The 15354-nt window shown below is 65.4% G+C and carries 11 protein-coding genes and 2 pseudogenes; 6 read left to right on the top strand and 7 right to left on the bottom strand.

Going from position 1 to position 15354, the window contains the following annotated elements:
- Window positions 1-9 precede the first annotated feature (9 nt).
- From L6444_RS22215 to L6444_RS22205, 3 genes are all read left to right on the top strand, one after another.
- Window positions 10-1185 (top strand): spirocyclase AveC family protein, encoded by a 1176-nt coding sequence (locus tag L6444_RS22215; protein WP_236977281.1) that lies wholly within the window; start codon window positions 10-12, stop codon window positions 1183-1185.
- A gap of 119 nt (window positions 1186-1304) precedes the next feature.
- Window positions 1305-2948: a nitric oxide reductase activation protein NorD gene (locus L6444_RS22210; protein WP_236977280.1), complete on the top strand. Its 1644-nt coding sequence runs from the start codon at window positions 1305-1307 to the stop codon at window positions 2946-2948.
- 48 nt (window positions 2949-2996) lie between these two features.
- The gene (locus tag L6444_RS22205) at window positions 2997-3788 is read left to right on the top strand and encodes a CbbQ/NirQ/NorQ/GpvN family protein (protein WP_236977279.1); all 792 of its coding nucleotides are present in this window, start codon (window positions 2997-2999) and stop codon (window positions 3786-3788) included.
- 6 nt (window positions 3789-3794) lie between these two features.
- On the opposite strand, the gene L6444_RS22200 is transcribed toward L6444_RS22205, so the two are convergent.
- From L6444_RS22200 to L6444_RS31235, 6 genes are all read right to left on the bottom strand, one after another.
- Entirely contained in the window at window positions 3795-4511 is a 717-nt protein-coding gene (locus L6444_RS22200) for a hypothetical protein (protein ID WP_236977278.1), read from the bottom strand.
- A gap of 666 nt (window positions 4512-5177) precedes the next feature.
- The gene (ctpC, locus tag L6444_RS22195) at window positions 5178-7328 is read right to left on the bottom strand and encodes a manganese-exporting P-type ATPase CtpC (protein WP_012393913.1); all 2151 of its coding nucleotides are present in this window, start codon (window positions 7326-7328) and stop codon (window positions 5178-5180) included.
- A gap of 8 nt (window positions 7329-7336) precedes the next feature.
- The gene (locus tag L6444_RS22190; protein ID WP_012393912.1) at window positions 7337-7618 is read right to left on the bottom strand and encodes a DUF1490 family protein; all 282 of its coding nucleotides are present in this window, start codon (window positions 7616-7618) and stop codon (window positions 7337-7339) included.
- Between the two features lie 237 nt (window positions 7619-7855).
- Window positions 7856-9487 carry an alkaline phosphatase D family protein gene (locus L6444_RS22185; RefSeq protein WP_012393911.1) on the bottom strand — a complete coding sequence of 544 codons (1632 nt, stop codon included), beginning with the start codon at window positions 9485-9487 and terminating at the stop codon, window positions 7856-7858.
- Between the two features lie 420 nt (window positions 9488-9907).
- The gene (locus tag L6444_RS22180; RefSeq protein ID WP_459561249.1) at window positions 9908-10567 is read right to left on the bottom strand and encodes a cation diffusion facilitator family transporter; all 660 of its coding nucleotides are present in this window, start codon (window positions 10565-10567) and stop codon (window positions 9908-9910) included.
- Window positions 10548-10748: a cation transporter gene (locus tag L6444_RS31235; protein ID WP_459561248.1), complete on the bottom strand. Its 201-nt coding sequence runs from the start codon at window positions 10746-10748 to the stop codon at window positions 10548-10550. The genes L6444_RS22180 and L6444_RS31235 overlap by 20 nt, the downstream gene beginning before the upstream one ends.
- Before the next feature lie 362 nt (window positions 10749-11110).
- On the opposite strand from L6444_RS31235, the pseudogene L6444_RS22175 reads away from it, so the two are divergent.
- The 3 genes and pseudogenes from L6444_RS22175 to L6444_RS22165 all read left to right on the top strand — a co-directional run bounded on the left by L6444_RS22175 (window position 11111) and on the right by L6444_RS22165 (window position 12903).
- A pseudogene (locus tag L6444_RS22175) lies at window positions 11111-11363 on the top strand (TFIIB-type zinc ribbon-containing protein).
- A gap of 225 nt (window positions 11364-11588) precedes the next feature.
- Window positions 11589-12062, top strand: a pseudogene (locus L6444_RS22170) (class I SAM-dependent methyltransferase).
- 70 nt (window positions 12063-12132) lie between these two features.
- Window positions 12133-12903, top strand: a complete 771-nt coding sequence (locus tag L6444_RS22165) for a YoaK family protein (RefSeq protein WP_069601498.1) — start codon at window positions 12133-12135, stop codon at window positions 12901-12903.
- A gap of 60 nt (window positions 12904-12963) precedes the next feature.
- Here L6444_RS22165 and L6444_RS22160 read toward each other — a convergent pair whose 3' ends face one another.
- Window positions 12964-15300: a heavy metal translocating P-type ATPase gene (locus L6444_RS22160; RefSeq protein WP_041324574.1), complete on the bottom strand. Its 2337-nt coding sequence runs from the start codon at window positions 15298-15300 to the stop codon at window positions 12964-12966.
- Between the last annotated feature and the right edge of the window lie 54 nt (window positions 15301-15354).

The raw sequence follows: 15354 nt of genomic DNA, 5'->3' as shown, positions 1-15354 counted from the left end.
GGGCCAACGATGACGCAGGTGGTTGAACGACCGGATCTCGGGACGCGGGACAGCGCTTCTCGACCAGTCGATACCGCACCTCGCACGTCGGCCCCGGTGAGGTGGTGGGCGGCCGTCGGCAGCGCTTACCTGGTGTTCATGGTGGTCGTACTGAGCGCCTGGGTTCTTGGCCCGCTGTTCAAGACCGTGCCGGTGGGTCCGACCCCGGTTCCGACCTTCATGAAGGTCGCGGTGGTTTTCTTCGAGGTCATCTCGATCCCCGCGGTGTTGGCGTGCTTCTACTTCATGGTCGTCAAACCGTGGCGGCGCGACGGCAAACTCAGCGTGGACGGGGCGCTGACGATCGCCTTTGCGACGGTGTGGTTCCAGGATCCGTTGTCGGCGTACAGCGGCACCTGGTTCACCTACAACGCCTGGGCGCTCAACTACGGCTCCTGGGTGAACAGCATTCCCTTCGCCACCGGCAAGGCCGCACCCGGCGCGATGCTGGTCGAGCCAATTCTGATCATTCCCGGCGCCTACGTCTACTGCTTCGTGATAGCGATGTTCGCCGGGTCCTGGGTGATGCGAACCGCACGCAAGCGCTGGCCGCAACTCAGTGCGGTCAAGCTGGCCGCCATGTGTGTCGTAGCGATGTGGGGTTTCGACGTTCTGCTCGAAGGCGTCATGTTCATGCCGCTGGGTGTCTGGGAGTATCCCGGCGGGCACTTCAGCATCTTCTCGAACACCTACCACCGCTTCCCGCTCACCGAGATGATCACCGCCGGTTCGGCATTCGCGTCCGTCGCCATCCTGCGCTTTTTCAAGAACGACCGCGGCGAGACGCTGGCAGACCGTGGCCTCGAGTCACTGAAAGTATCGGATCGCCGCAAGAGCCTGTTGCGCGGGCTGGCAATGATCGGTTTCGTCAACATGTTGTTCTTCGTCCTGTACAACGTGCTCAACACCTGGACCGCGACGCGGATGGCCGAATGGCCGGTGGACCTGCAGCAGCGCTCGTATCTGACCAATGGTCTGTGCGGAGAGGGCACCGACCAGATGTGCCCGGGCCCGGCAGTTCCCCAGTTCCGCAACAACAATCAGGATCCCAACGGGGGTTCGGCGCATCTGGACCCGAACGGTCATCTGGTAGTGCCGCCCAACACCGTGCTGCCGAGCATGGTGCCTTTCGACCGCGGAAAGTAGACCGAGGGCGCGACATTTCATCGATCACCAGATTCGCAGTGCTGGCGACCGCGATCGCCTCTCGGCCCTTGACTGTCGAAGAAACGCGCGCCGAGTCAACTCACACGGACGGCCGCACGGTGTTCGTCGCTGCCGGCCTCGACGACGCGGACGTACGTGACGCGGTCGCGGTACAGGCGGCGCTGCTGGCCGGTGGCGCGTTGCGCAAAGACCTGATGATGCGACTGGCGCGACATCGCACGACCGCAGCCCAGCGCTATCTCGCTCTGGAAGTCGGCCGTGTCGCAGAGCAGTTGGATCGGGTCTTGCCGACCAGAACCGCGCGACGCATCAAATCGGCAGGTTTGCAAGCACTTTCAGGCTCCAGCGATGAGTCTTACGACCTTGCGCTGGGTCGCCAGCCGGTTGCCTCACCCCCGGATTGGGTCGGTGTGTTGCGGCCTTCCCGGCTGCGCCGGGTGAGCCAGGAGGAGCTGCGTGCCTCGCCCACCGATCACGACCTGACGCGCTTGGGGCAGTTGCAGGAAGAGGATCCCGAGGAGGACGACGGCCCCGCGGACGAGAACGACGACAGCAAGATCGTCAATCTGCTGTCCGCCCCGGGAATTCCCAATCCGCTGGGCGACGCGATCCAGAAGCTCCTCGGCATGGGCCGCAGCGGCCAGGACAAGAATCAAGGTTCTGCCGAGATCCCGGCGGGTAAGCAGCGGTTCGGTCCGGTCGGCCGGAATGCGCGCAAGGGGGCACTGGGCCGGTTGATGTCCGCGGTGCTGGAACCGGCGCCGGTCGTCGGAACCCGTTACCCGGAGTGGGATTGCCACAAGGGGGCCTATCGTTTCGACTGGTGCGCGGTGGCCGAATACGATCCGGCCGACGTCGAGTCCGCCGCTGAAGTCACCGTCAGCAGAACCCTGTTGCAGCGGCCCCTGGCCCGAGTCGGCATCGAGCCGCAACGCCATCGACGTCAGGCCGAGGGCGATTCCCTGGATCTGTCGGCGCTGGTGGACTACGAGACCGACCGCCGACACGGCGACAATCCGGACCCCTACATCTACGAGGCCAGTCGACTGACCAAGCGCGACCTATCGGTACTCGTACTGCTGGATTGTTCGGGTTCGACCGCAGAAGACTCCGGCGGCCGCGTGGTTTTCGAGGAGGAGCGCCGGCTCGCCGGAGATTTCACTGTGGCGTTGGAAAGGCTGGGCGACCGGGTCGGGACCTACGGATTCTATTCCCGCGGCAAAGATGCGGTGCGCTTTCTCAGGGTCAAGAGTTTCGACGCCAGGTTCGACGCGGCCGCCAAGCGCCGCCTGCGGTCGGTCCAACCGTCCGGGTTCACCCGGATCGGCGCCGCCATCCGCCACGCCACCCACGTCCTGCAATCGCAGGCGCTGGCAAAGAATATGGTGCTGTTGGTGATCGGCGACGGATTGCCTTACGACGACGGCTACGAGGATCGCTACGCGCGCGCGGACGCCCGGCAGGCGATCAAGGAAGCGGTGCTGCAGGGCATCGGCGTGGCCGGAATCGGCATCCGCTCGTCGACCGAACCCGAGGTTCTCGAGGACGTGTGGTCGGACGCATCGTTCAGGGTGATCGGACAGAGCGGCGATATTACCCAGCACCTGCGCGGCCTATTGCTCAACGCGCTCAGTGTGACGCGCAGTAACGGCCGGCGACGCGAGTTGTTATCCGAAGAGCACCACGGATACCTACGGTCGCTGCATGCGGCCAGACGCAACGTGATCAACACATATAGCTGAAGCTGCGAGGTGGGAATGAGCGAATTGACAATGGAGCAAAGGGATTCGATGCCTGACACGGGTCGAGCCAAGCAGGGCTACATCCCTGTCGGCGACGAAGTCGACGTGTTCGCCGCGGCCTGGAAGTCTGGACTTCCGGTCATGCTCAAGGGGCCGACGGGTTGCGGTAAGACCCGGCTCGTCGAGCACATGGCGGAGCAGTTCGGGGTGCCGCTGTTCACTGTGTGTTGTCACGAGGACATGACATCGTCAGATCTTCTGGGCCGGTTCGTACTTCGTGACTCGCACACGGAGTGGGTGGACGGCCCCCTGACCCAGGCTGTGCGGCAGGGCGGCATCTGTTACCTCGACGAAGTGGTCGAAGCCCGCCAGGACGCGATCGTGGCAGTGCATTCGCTGGCCGATCACCGTCGCGAGCTGAACATCGAGCGATTGGGTGGCGTCAAAATACAAGCGGCAATGGGATTTCAGCTCGTTGTCTCCTACAACCCCGGCTATCAGAGCGTCCTCAAAGACCTCAAGATGTCGACGCGCCAGCGCCTCGTCGGCATCGACCTCGGATTCCCGCCGCCCGATATCGAGAGAAGGATTCTGCTGCAGGAGAGCGGGCTGGACTCCGAACTGCTCGACGACATCATTCGGCTGGGTCAGGCGATTCGGCGCCTCGATGATGCCGCGCTACGTGAAACCGCTTCCACCCGTGCGCTTGTCGCGACAGCTACCCTGGTGCGCGCGGGTCTGCGCCCGCGTGCAGCGGCCGTCTCCGCGATCGCCAGTCCGCTGACCGACGATGCGGAAACCTGCGAGCGGTTGACGGTGCTGATCGAGTCGTATCTCTGAAGCGGACTACCTGCCGGTCGAGACGGTGTCGAGATTCTCGACCGGTGAGCCGGGATTGCGCGTGGCCCGCTGCACCGCGGCGCGCATCAGGTAGAAGGTCACCAGGAACCAGCCGCCGAACAACACCACCGGGATCCACAGGCCGAACAGCCCATTCCACGACCACGGTCCGGAGTGGAAGAAGAACAGCAGCTGGTCGGGCAGGATCAGCATGACGATCATGATGTTGACGTAGCCGGCCCAGCGCGGAAATACCGGATCGGCGCTCTTGTCGATGAAGGCCGCGATGGCGATCGCGATCGGCATCGCGGCGAACATGGATACCCCACCGATGAACTGCAGCCACGCCATGTCGTTGAAAATGTAGGTCAGTTCGTGAGCCCGCTCGGGACGGTAGGCGGCGACCAACCACCAAATGGCAGGATAGAACGACAGGACCATGTTTCCGCAGCCGCCGATGACCACGCCATAGGTGAGCACGCCCGCGCCGCCTTCGATCTTGGACAAGAACTGCCCGATCGCGGCGGCGAAGAAGATGAAGACACCGGCTGCCCACATCACCATCACCATGCCGATACGAATACCGTTGGTGTTCTCCTGGAAGATCCGGGCGATTTCATCGGCGTTGCGGGACGGCGCAACTGGTGGGAGGAAGCCGGCGAAGGCACCCCAGCCCAGGAAGAGCAACAGCAGGTACCCAGGGCCGCACCAGGCACCGAACATTACTTACAAGTTCTCAAACTACCCCCTATGCCGCCCCCCGAAGTCAACGGCGAGCGATAACGGGTTTGCGGCGGGCTTCTTGGCCGAGATGTCGCCGGCGGCGACGCCGCGTTTGAGGGTAGTCGACGGACTCATAATTGGTGTACCTGGGCGTTTGTTGCGTCGGCTAGCGTTGGAACGTTTTGGGCGTACGTGCTTCTAGCTGTGTCGATACGGCTTGTCGCGTTGGCCGGAGCTGGATGTGTAGGGAAGTGCTGCGGTATCGGTCGCGGTATCCGCCAGTTCCGCGGGCTCGATAAGCAGCCAGCGACACCATTGCCATGGGTTGACGGCCGCACCCGCCGCGCCACGGTAAGACACGGAGCGCGGCTGTGCACCGCGACGTACCTTTTCTTCACGCCGCCGAAGCGGCTTGCATCACGGCAATCGCTCGCTGGCAGGTGCCGGTTTGCGCGGTGGTTCGGTGGCTGTCAATGCTCGGCATGGAGCCGACCGCAAAGCGGCGTGGCCTTGACAGTCACCGCATCAGCGTTGAGCACAATTTGAGGCCAGTGCGGCCAAGTGGTGGATTTGGCGGACGAACATGCCGCGTGCGGCGGCAGCTGACCACGGTGTTCCCGAGACATCGCCGCCCCGCGAAGCGGTTGGTAGACCTAGACGCGCGCTTCAGTCGAGGCGGTAGCGGATCAGCCTGGAGCTGTTGGCGACTACTGCCACCGAGGACGCGTTGTGCAGGATCGCCGCCAGCACCGGCGACAACGCGCCACCTGCGCCGATCGCCAGCCCGACGGCGTTGACCGCAATGGACATGCCGTAGTTCTGGCGGATGACCTCGACCGCGCGGGCGCCCAGGTCGGGCACGTCGAGCAGGCGCTGCAGGTCGTCGTTGGCCAACGCGATGTCGGCCGTCTCGACCGCGACGTCGGTGCCGGCCAGGCCCATGGCGATGCCGATATCGGCGGCGGCCAGGGCGGGGGCGTCGTTGACGCCGTCACCGACCATCCCGACGACGTAGCCCTCGTCCTGTAGCCCGCGGACCACTTCGAGTTTGTCATCCGGCAGCACCTCGGCGCGCCACTCGTCGATGCCGAGCTCACCGGCGACCGCCTCGGCGGTATCGTGATGATCGCCGGTGAGCATCACGATCCGGCGAATACCGTTGGCGCGCAACTTTTTCACGACGTCCGGCGCCTCGGGCCGCACTTGGTCACGTAGGCTGATCAACCCGACCAGGGTGCCGTCCACCGCCAGCAGCAGCGGCGTCTCGGCTTGGCGTCGCAGCGTGTCGACCCACTGCGTCGCCTTCTTCGACACCCGGACTTTTTCGGAGCGCAGCAGCGACGGGCTGCCCAGCAGCAGCGTTCGGCCGTCGGCCCAGGTCCGCATGCCCAGCCCGACCAGCACCTCGCATTCTTCGTGCGGCGGGATGGTGATGCGGCGTTCCTCGGTGGAGCGGATCACGGCCTCGGCAAGTGGATGGCGCGAATGCAGCTCCGAGCTGGCCGCATACGCGAGGACCTGCTCGGGCTGCCAATCCTTGTGTATGGCAATGATATTGGTCACCACTGGACGCCCGATGGTCAGTGTGCCGGTCTTGTCGAACACGATCGCGTCGACCCGGCCGGCCTGCTCCAGGTGCGATCCACCCTTGATCAGGATGCCGCGGCGTGCGCCGTTGCCGATCGCGGCGCTGATCGCCGTCGGTGTGGCCAGCCCCACCGCGCACGGGCAGGCGATCAGCAGCATGGTCATCGCGCGCCGGACATCCCCGGTGATCGCCAAGGTGATCGCCGAGACGATGAACGAGATGGGCACGAAGCGGCGCGAGAAGTTCTCCCCCACGGTCTGAATCGGCGCCCGATCGTGCTGCGCCTCTTCGACCCGGGTGATGATGCGCCCGATCGTGGTTTCATTGCCCACAGCGCTGGCGCGCACCACCAGCCGACCGCGCAGCACCACCGAACCGGCATGCACCGGCGACCCGACGATCATGCTGACCGGCAGGGTCTCCCCGGTAATCGCGGACTGGTCAACCGCCGCCTCGCCGTCGATGACCTCGCCGTCGACTGGGATCGCCACATGGTCGTGGACTATCACCTCGTCGCCGATCTGCACGGTGTCCATCGGTACTTGCACTTCGTTGCCGTCGTCCAGGCGAATCCAGGCCGTGTCGGCGGTACCGCGCAGCAGATCCGAGATGGCGCGTCGGGTCCGTCGCAGCGTCAAGTCCTGCAGGTACTCGCCGATATTGAGCAGCCACAGCACGGTCAACGCAACCACGTTCTCACGCAACACCAGGCTCGCCGCGATAGCCGCGGTCACCAACGTGTCGGTGCCGGCGCGGCCGGACCGGATCGAGCGCAGCGCGCCCCGGAAGAATGGGTAGCCCATAAAAACGGTCGCGCCCGTCGCCACCAGCTGACCGCTCGGACTCAGCAGCGGTGGTCGTTTGAAGACGTAGCGGCGCACTCCCAATAAGGCCAGCGCCGCACCGCCGATCACCATGCGCAGCACCTCGGTGTTGCGGACGTCAGATGACCGCGGCGTGCGCGCCGGGATCAGCTCGGCGGCTATGTGTTTGGCTGTGTCGATCGCCGCCAGCACCGCCGAGCGATCGCAGCGCTTCGGCGAATACCACACGACCACCGACCCAGTGTGCGGATAGGCGTGCACCGCCCGCACACCGTTGTGCTTGTCCACCGCATCTTCCACCGCCACCGCGCGGCGTGCATCGCAGACCACCCAGGGAACCTGCACCCGCATCCGCCCGGCCGCATCCGAGACGACCTCGAGGTCAGGCTCGATTACCGCTGTCATGCCGGCGATCAGTGCTCGTGCTGGTCGTGGTTGCCAATGGCCGGCGGTGGTGCCTCTTCACCGATACGTTCGCGGGCCTCGGCGACCACGTCGGACACCTTGAGCCGGGCCGATTCCGCCACCTTCTCCGCGCCCCGCGTTCCGCGCAGACCCACCTCCGTCGTGGCCACCGCAGCCCGGTGAACCGGAGCCGAACCCAGCGCCTTGCGCAACAGCTCATACGCGCTCACCCCGACCACTCCGGTAACCACCGTCGCGCCTGCCTTCGCCAATAGCCCGTGCACGATCATCGCCCAACCTTCCTTCCGTTCAGACATTGTTATGACATCAGCCAACCCGAACGTCGATTGATGTTCATATAACAATATCACAATATCAGCATGCTCGACTCCGGTATTCACCCGGTGTTCCTTCGGCCGCAAAGGGCATCTGGGGCGGCTCGCGGTTGTGAGTGGTTGGTCCCCCGTTTGCGGTCGGACTGCGGCCCCATACCCGGTACGTGTGCGGTAACACCTGCATGTCGGTCTTTAGGCCAACGCGATGTCGGCGACCATGCGAAGGCGCGGATGCCCGGTGTCGTCAGTGCCCGCCTGCTCTAACACAACTCCGATGGTTCGGCCGCGTACCCGCAGGGTCGCCACCTGATCACCGAAGAAGGGCCCGGCTATCGGATCCCAGTCGATCGGCGGCGGGGGTACGGTGCTCACACGGTTGAGGAGGAAACGCGTCGCCCGCTCGGTGACGCGGCTCCAGGAGATGCGGAATGCCATCTTCATCGCGGCGGGGACGTAGTTGTGCAGCGGCGAGCAGGTCAGCTGGTAGACCCGTGAGTGCACTGGCTCGGAAAATCGCGCCTGCGCCACGTAAGCGTGGTGCACGTCCCCAGACAGCACGCATATGGTGGCCGGGGCCGGGCCAGACACCTGACCTCGGCTGACACGACTGAACAGCCGTGTGAGTCGGTCGAACGATTCCCCGAACGCCGCCCAGTGTTCCAAATCGGCGGCACGGCGGAGCTTTTCAGCCCAACCAGCCAGTAGCCGGCCCCGCGCGCCCGACGCGAGGTGCTCGTCCCAGGACTCGAGGTCGTGGAGAGTGCGGGGCAGTAGCCAGGGCAGCGAGGACCCGACAAGCAGGTGGTCGTAGTCCCCGCCGGTTTGCTGCTCGATCCAACTGAATTCGTTCTCCGAGAGCATGGATCGCCGCCCAGCGGAGAGGATACGACCACATCGGGTGTCGATGACCAGCAGTCTGGTGTTGCCCAGATCTCGGCGGTAGGACCATTGGGCTCCCTTGCCGCCGTCAGCTTCCTCGTCGGCAGCCGTGGCGAACTGGCGTATCAGCGGCGCGGCGTCGCCGGGGTGCGCGCGGACCCGTTGATAAAGCTCGTCTTCGGCCAGGGCCGCCGGCGTGAGGTTACCCAGGTGCTGGTAGACCCAATACGACGACAGCGCTGAGACGATGCGTTCCTTCCACCAGGGTGTGGCTTGGATCTCCTGGCGCCAAGACTGTGAGGTGTTCCAGTCGTCGTGCACGTCGTGGTCGTCGAAGATCATCGAGGTGGGCACCGTGGATAGCAGCCACCGCACCTGCGGGTCGGACCACGACTCGGCGTAAAGCCAGGTGTATTCCTCGAAGTCGCGCACTTCGGCGCTGTGCGGGTCATCGATGCCGCGCCGATCAATGACGCACCGTAGCGTCTCCGGTGAGAGGTCGTCAGCGTAGATCTGGTCACCGAGAAGCAGCAGGGCGTCGGGCCAGCGGTCGGGTGGTTGTTCGTACATCCGCCATGCGAGGGCGTCGAGCGCGTCGGCGTTGAAGTGGGTGTTGCCTGCGGTGGCCGTGAGCGTGGCGAACCGGCAGGAGCCGAAGACCAGATCCAGAGAATCTCGATTGTTTAGGGTGCGAATGGTTGAAAGCCGGACTGCGTCGGGCAGCGGCCAGACCCGATTTCCATCGAGATGCACTTCGTACGGAGTGCTGGAATCGGCTTGCAAGCCTCGCACGACCACCAGAGCATAGTGGTGGCCGGCAACGGTCCAGGCGCGTTCTCGATGACCCAGGATCTCAACTTCGCAGGGCTTCGAGGTCTCGACCCACACGGTGGCGTCACACTCACCGACATGGCGAAGCAGCGGCCCCAGCACAAGCTCGGCCACGACGCGGGATCGCACGATTCCAGCCGGACCCGGTTGATCGGCGGGCACTGAGCAGTTTCCTTCAACGGAGGACATACGGCACAAGCGTAGGAATTGAGGCCGAGGGCCGTGTTGGCGCAAAGCAGATGCAAGGAGACGCCGCGTCGATGCGGGCTGGCCGATCGACTTGCCGTGCAACTGCTTTGCGTGATCGCCAGGTGGCTGCTGTGGCGTAAGGTGCGCCGCGGTTGTTAGCGGCACGCGCTGCCGCCCGATGTCGCCGTCGCCGACACCGCTTACGCCCCGCGGTCCAGGACCCCCCGGCGAAGTGTCATCGATGAGCGCCGGCGGATCGAAGAGAATCCCTGCTGCGCCCCCCTCGCCTCGGGTCATCTTGTCGATACGGCGAGCATTCGTCCGCGGCGGTTGGCGCACCGCTGACTACACAAGACTGCCGCGCTCGACATGGTCAACGGGTTCGACCTGAATGGTTGGGTGGGTAACGCCGTAGTCGGCCAAGATGTCGCGCGCGGTGTCCAGCACACGGTGCCAGTCCAAGGAGCGGGGCACGACGAGATGCACCGTCGCCGCCTCCATACCGGAGGTGATAGTCCAGATGTGCAAGTCATGGACGGAGTCGACGCCGGCGATGGCGGTGAGCTTGCCCTGTACCTCGGCGATGTCGATCTCGGGCGGCGCGACTTCCATGATGATCCGCACGGCCTGCTTCATCAGTGAGTACGTGCGGGGCAAGATGAACAGCCCGATACCTGCGCCGACGATTGCGTCGGCGTACCGCCAGCCAGTCGTGGCGATCACCACTGCGGCGACGATGACGCCGATGGAGCCGAGCATATCGGAGAGAACCTCCAGATAGGCGCCCCGCACGTTGAGACTCTCCTTGGCGCCGGCGGAAAGCATGCGGAAGCTGACGAGGTTCACCGCTAGGCCGGCCACGGCGACCACGAGCATCGGCACACCGAGGATCTCCGGTGGTTCCTGGATTCTTTGGTAGGCCTCGTAAAGTACGTAGCCGGCCACGCCGAACAGAAGCAGTCCGTTGATTACCGCCGCGAGAACCTCAAAGCCGGTAGGTGCCATAGGTGCGCTGGCTGGCGGCGGGTTGGTTAGCGAGATGTATGGCCGCCAGCGCCAACCCCAGGCCCAGCACATCGGTGCCCATATGGGCGGCGTCTGAGATCAGCGCCAATGACCCCGTGAGAATGCCGCCGACGACCTCGACCAGCGCATAGCTGGCTGTCAATGTCAGCGCGAGCGCCAACCGCCGCTTGTAGGCTGCACCGGCCGAACCGGTCGGCAACGACTCAGCCCCGGCCGAATGCGCGTGCCCAGCTACCATGGCCCCCCCTCGATCGAAATGCCAACGGCGCCAACGTCAGAACCTGAGACAGCATCTCCGGTCACCGTACCAGGATTATCGCACCCCACCCGCGGCCTTGACCCTTGCGAGTAGGGCGCTGGGTATACACGCACTTGTAGCGTTGCATGCACGGATTTATATGTGTGCATAGACTGGTGGCGCCAATGACGGTCAACAGAAAGGAAAGTGCGATGACACGCCCGTCCGACGCAACGGCTTCCGAGGGCAAGCCGGCCGTGATTTGCCCGAAGTGCGGGTCGCAGATGTTGCCGGTGCCCCGCTTTGGGGTGGAGATCGATCAGTGCACCGGGTGCAACGGACTTTTTTCTCGACCGCGGCGAGCTCGAAGCCCTCTCGCAGGCCGAAGCTAATTTTTACGCCGCTGCCCAGCCGCCGCCGCCCCAGCAGTACATACCGTCCCAGCCTTATTCACAACAGGGCGGTTATCCACAGCAAGGCGGCTTTCTCGGCGGGCTGTTCGGCGGTGGCCACCATGGCCGATACGGGCATCATTGAGCGCAGCAGAGTGTGCGAGCCGTGCTCGGCCGGCCCTGCTCGCCATTGCCGCCACCGTTACCGCCGACCGGGGCTACGCTGCCGGCGCAGACGGGTCTCACTACACCGCACAAGACCATTTGGACGGACCGCACCAGCCCTTCGCGTTCGGGCATCGACGAAGCATCGGCGGTCGTCGGCTTCGGGCAAGGAGGAGTGGATGATCTCAATTCCGTCGAACGAGCCATGATGAACAACCCGGTGCGCGCCGCCCTTCAGCACCACCGGGAAGCGACGTGGTTTCGGAGGCTCGCCGATGGCTGATTGTCGGGTCGACCGGTGATCGGGTGCGGGCGCGGTGTGGGCGCTGAGGTGATCCTGGATCGGCTGGGCGCCGAACAGGTGACCGCCTTTGATGTTGACGAATCGATGGTGGAACTGGCGCGGCGTCGCCTTCATGGGCGTCACGTACCGGACTGGCAGCGCGGTGACCGAGATCGCCCGGGTGCTGCGTCCGGGCGGGCTGCGTTGTTCGAAGAGGTTCCTCGCCACATACTTGACAGCTGGGTACTGCGCACCTTCATTGTTCATCTACGCGAAAACCGGTTCGAGGCAGGCGAATTCGCTACCGAGTTGGCCAGGCACGGCTTGCACGGCCGGTCGGGGATCGAAGCGCGTTACGGGGGACTGCTGTTCGTCGGTGCGGCCCGCAAATTGTGAAATCCGGGATGGTTCAAGGCTCGCCGTGCCCGCATCGCGGGTGGCGGACGTGCCTGGAAAGATGTCGTGGGTGATGCGTGAGATGTTCGACCGTGAGGCGCGGTTGTCGTGGATCCTGGCTGCGTTGGCCGGGTTGGTGGGTGCGGCGGCGTTCACCCACACCGCGGGATACTTCGTGACCTTCATGACCGGCAACAGCGAGCGGGCGGTCCTGGGTTTCTTCACCAACGACCGCTGGCTGTCTATATCAGCGGCGCTACTGCTTGCGTCGTTCGTCGCTGGCGTGGTGATCGCGTCGTTGTGCCGGCAACATATTTGGGTCGACCACCCCCACGGCCCGACCGTGCTGACCACGCTGTGTCTGGGCATCGCCGCCGCACTCGACATCGTCGTGCACGGATGGTCGACAGGCCGAGTCACCTTCCTGCCAATTCTGGCTGTTACCTTCGGCATTGGCGCCTTGAACACCTCGTTCGTCAAGAACGGCGAGGTTTCCATCTCGCTGAGCTACATGACGGGAACGCTGGTGAAGCTGGGCCAAGGTATCCAACGCCACCTCAGCGGCGGACAAGCTACGGCCTGGCTGGGATATCTTCTGCTGTATGCCAGCTACATCGTCGGCGCCACGGTGGGCGGAGTCCTGAGCCTGGTCATCGGCGGATCCCAGATGCTGGCGGTCGCCACCGTCGCATGTGCACTGACGACCGGATACACCTATTTCCACGCCGACCGTCGCGCCCTGCTGAAGGAGCGCAACGGCGAACGTCGTTCCGGCAAAGTCATTGCCGACAATGATCTCGAGCGAGTCGTCGCGGACGAAGCCCCGGATCGTAGCGAGTGAGTATGCCGGCGCCGACGAACACCGGGATCCGACGGCGCCAAAACCAACACCCTGGCACCATTACGGTCGCGCCTGATTCCCGGTAAGTGGTTTGATGCGTCCGGCGCGTACGCCGTTGGCGATGACCACGACTTCGGCGACCTCATGTACCAGCACGACCGCGGCCAGGCCGAGGGTCCCGAACAACGCCAGGGGCATCAGCACGGTGATGATGGTCAGGGATAGTCCGACGTTTTGCAGCATGATCTGCCGGGAGCGGCGGGCGTGGTCGAGGGCTTGGGGTAGGTGACGCAGGTCTTGGCCCATCAGGGCGACGTCGGCGGTTTCGATGGCGACGTCGGTTCCCATGGCGCCCATGGCAATTCCCAGGTCGGCAGCCGCGAGGGCCGGAGCGTCGTTGACGCCGTCGCCGACCATCGCGGTGGGTCGCTGGGCACGCAGCTCTTTGACCAGGCGAGCCTTGTCCTCGGGGCGCAGTTCGGCATAGACGTGCTCGATTCCGGCTTGGGCGGCCAGCGCGGCAGCGGTGGCGTGGTTGTCGCCGGTGAGCATCGATACCTGGTAGCGCCCGGCACGTAGCCTGGCGATGACCTCGGCGGCTTCGGGGCGGAGTTCGTCGCGCACGGCGATGGCGCCGAGCAGCTGGTTGTCGCGTTCGACGAGAACCGCTGTGGCCCCGGCTTGTTGCATGCGCGCCACGTGATCGGCCAGGTCGGCGGGGTCGAGCCAGCCGGGGCGCCCCAGTCGGACGGCATGCCCGTCGAGGTGGCCGGTCAGCCCGGTCCCGGGCACAGCTTGCACATCGCTGGCCGCGGCGATCGGTGCTTGGGTGGCGGCGAGGATGGCCGCGGCCAGGGGGTGTTCACTGCGGGCCTCCAGCGCGGCGGCCGTCGCTAGCACCTCCTCGCGGGTGGTGCCGTTGGTGGTCGCGACGTCGATCACCGCGGGCCGGTTGGCCGTCAACGTTCCGGTCTTGTCCAGCGCGATTCCGCCGATGGTGCCTAGGGCTTCTAGCGCGGCGCCGCCCTTGATCAGTACGCCGAATTTGGAGGCGGCGCCGATGGCCGCCACAACGGAGACCGGCACGGCGATGGCCAGCGCGCACGGGGAGGCCGCGACCAAAACCACTAGCGCGCGTTCGATCCAGACCGCCGGGTTACCCAAGACGCTGCCGGTGCCGGCGATCAGCGCCCCGGTGACCATGATGCCCGGCACTAGCGGTCGCGCGATGCGGTCGGCCAGCCGCTGGCTGGCGCCTTTGCGGGCCTGTTCGGCTTCCACGATGTGCACGATGCGCGCCAGCGAGTTGTCTTCTGCGGTCGCGGTGACCTGCACCTGCAGCACTCCGGAGCCGTTGATCGATGCGGCGAACACCACGTCACCGGGTCCGGCCTCGACCGGCACCGATTCGCCGGTGATCGCTGAGACATCCAGGGCGGTGCGCCCGGCACGAATGATGCCGTCGGTGGCCAGGCGTTCCCCGGGTTTGACGATCATCTGATCCCCGACGCGCAGCTCTGCTGGGGCCAGCACGGTTTCGCTGCCGTCTCGCAGCACGGTGGCCTGATCGGGCACCAGCGACAGCAGGGCGCGCAGCCCGCGGCGGGTACGCGCCACCGCGTATTCCTCCAAGCCCTCACTGATCGAGAACAAAAACGCCAGCGTGGCGGCCTCGCCGACCTGACCCAGTGCCACCGCTCCGGCCGCGGCGATGGTCATCAGGGTGCCGACGCCGATGCGGCCCTGGGCCAGGCGCTTGAGCGTGGAGGGCACGAACGTGGAGGCCCCCACCGCCAGCGCGAGGGCTTTCATTCCCAGCACGACCGGGCCGAGCGGAGTGACCCAGGCGACAATCACCGAGGCGCCCAGCAGCGCCCCGGACAGCGTGGCTCGCCGCAGCTTGCGGACGTGCCACAGGCGCTGCGGCTCGCGCTCGTTGTCGTCGTGGTCGCAGCCGCAGGCATCGCTCACCGCCCGCCGCCGCCGCACGGCCACGACAGCCGAAGCACGGCCTAGGCCGTCACCGCGTGGACCCGACAGCGTTCGCGCACTCCAGTCAAGGATTCTCTGCATGACACCGGCCCTACGGCCATCAGCCGAGTGCGGGGCACGCGCGGGCACCGACGCTGCCGGGATGTGCTCGGCTTCGGCGATCGCCGACAAGATGCCAGCGGTGTCGCAGCGCCCGGGCGAATACCAGACCACAACAGATGCCGTGTGCGGAAAAGCCTGCACGGCCCGCACACCGGTCACCTTGCCGACCGTTTCCTCGATCGCCACGGCCCGCCCCGCGTCGAATCGAAACCCGCTGGCGCGCACACGCATCCGCCCCGCCGCAGCGGATACAACGGTCAGCGCGGCACCGCCATCACGAGGAGCAGCAGTCGTCGTCGTCATCATCAACCTCCGTGGTCGTGGTCTGGGCCGACTTAGTTACCGTCGGCTATGGAA

The sequence above is a fragment of the Mycobacterium kiyosense genome, from assembly GCA_021654635.1.
In the GTDB taxonomy this organism is placed as follows: domain Bacteria; phylum Actinomycetota; class Actinomycetes; order Mycobacteriales; family Mycobacteriaceae; genus Mycobacterium; species Mycobacterium kiyosense.
The sequence above is the reverse complement of the archived record's forward strand: the minus strand, read 5'-3'. Positions and strand labels throughout refer to the sequence as shown.

Coding starts and splice junctions, on each gene's coding strand:
- L6444_RS22215 (WP_236977281.1), top strand. CDS start 10: ATGACGCAGGTGGTTGAACGACCGGATCTCGGGACGCGGGACAGCGCT.
- L6444_RS22205 (WP_236977279.1), top strand. CDS start 2,997: ATGCCTGACACGGGTCGAGCCAAGCAGGGCTACATCCCTGTCGGCGAC.
- L6444_RS22200 (WP_236977278.1), bottom strand. CDS start 4,511: ATGTTCGGTGCCTGGTGCGGCCCTGGGTACCTGCTGTTGCTCTTCCTG.
- ctpC (WP_012393913.1), bottom strand. CDS start 7,328: ATGACAGCGGTAATCGAGCCTGACCTCGAGGTCGTCTCGGATGCGGCC.
- L6444_RS22190 (WP_012393912.1), bottom strand. CDS start 7,618: ATGATCGTGCACGGGCTATTGGCGAAGGCAGGCGCGACGGTGGTTACC.
- L6444_RS22180 (WP_459561249.1), bottom strand. CDS start 10,567: ATGGCACCTACCGGCTTTGAGGTTCTCGCGGCGGTAATCAACGGACTG.
- L6444_RS22160 (WP_041324574.1), bottom strand. CDS start 15,300: ATGACGACGACGACTGCTGCTCCTCGTGATGGCGGTGCCGCGCTGACC.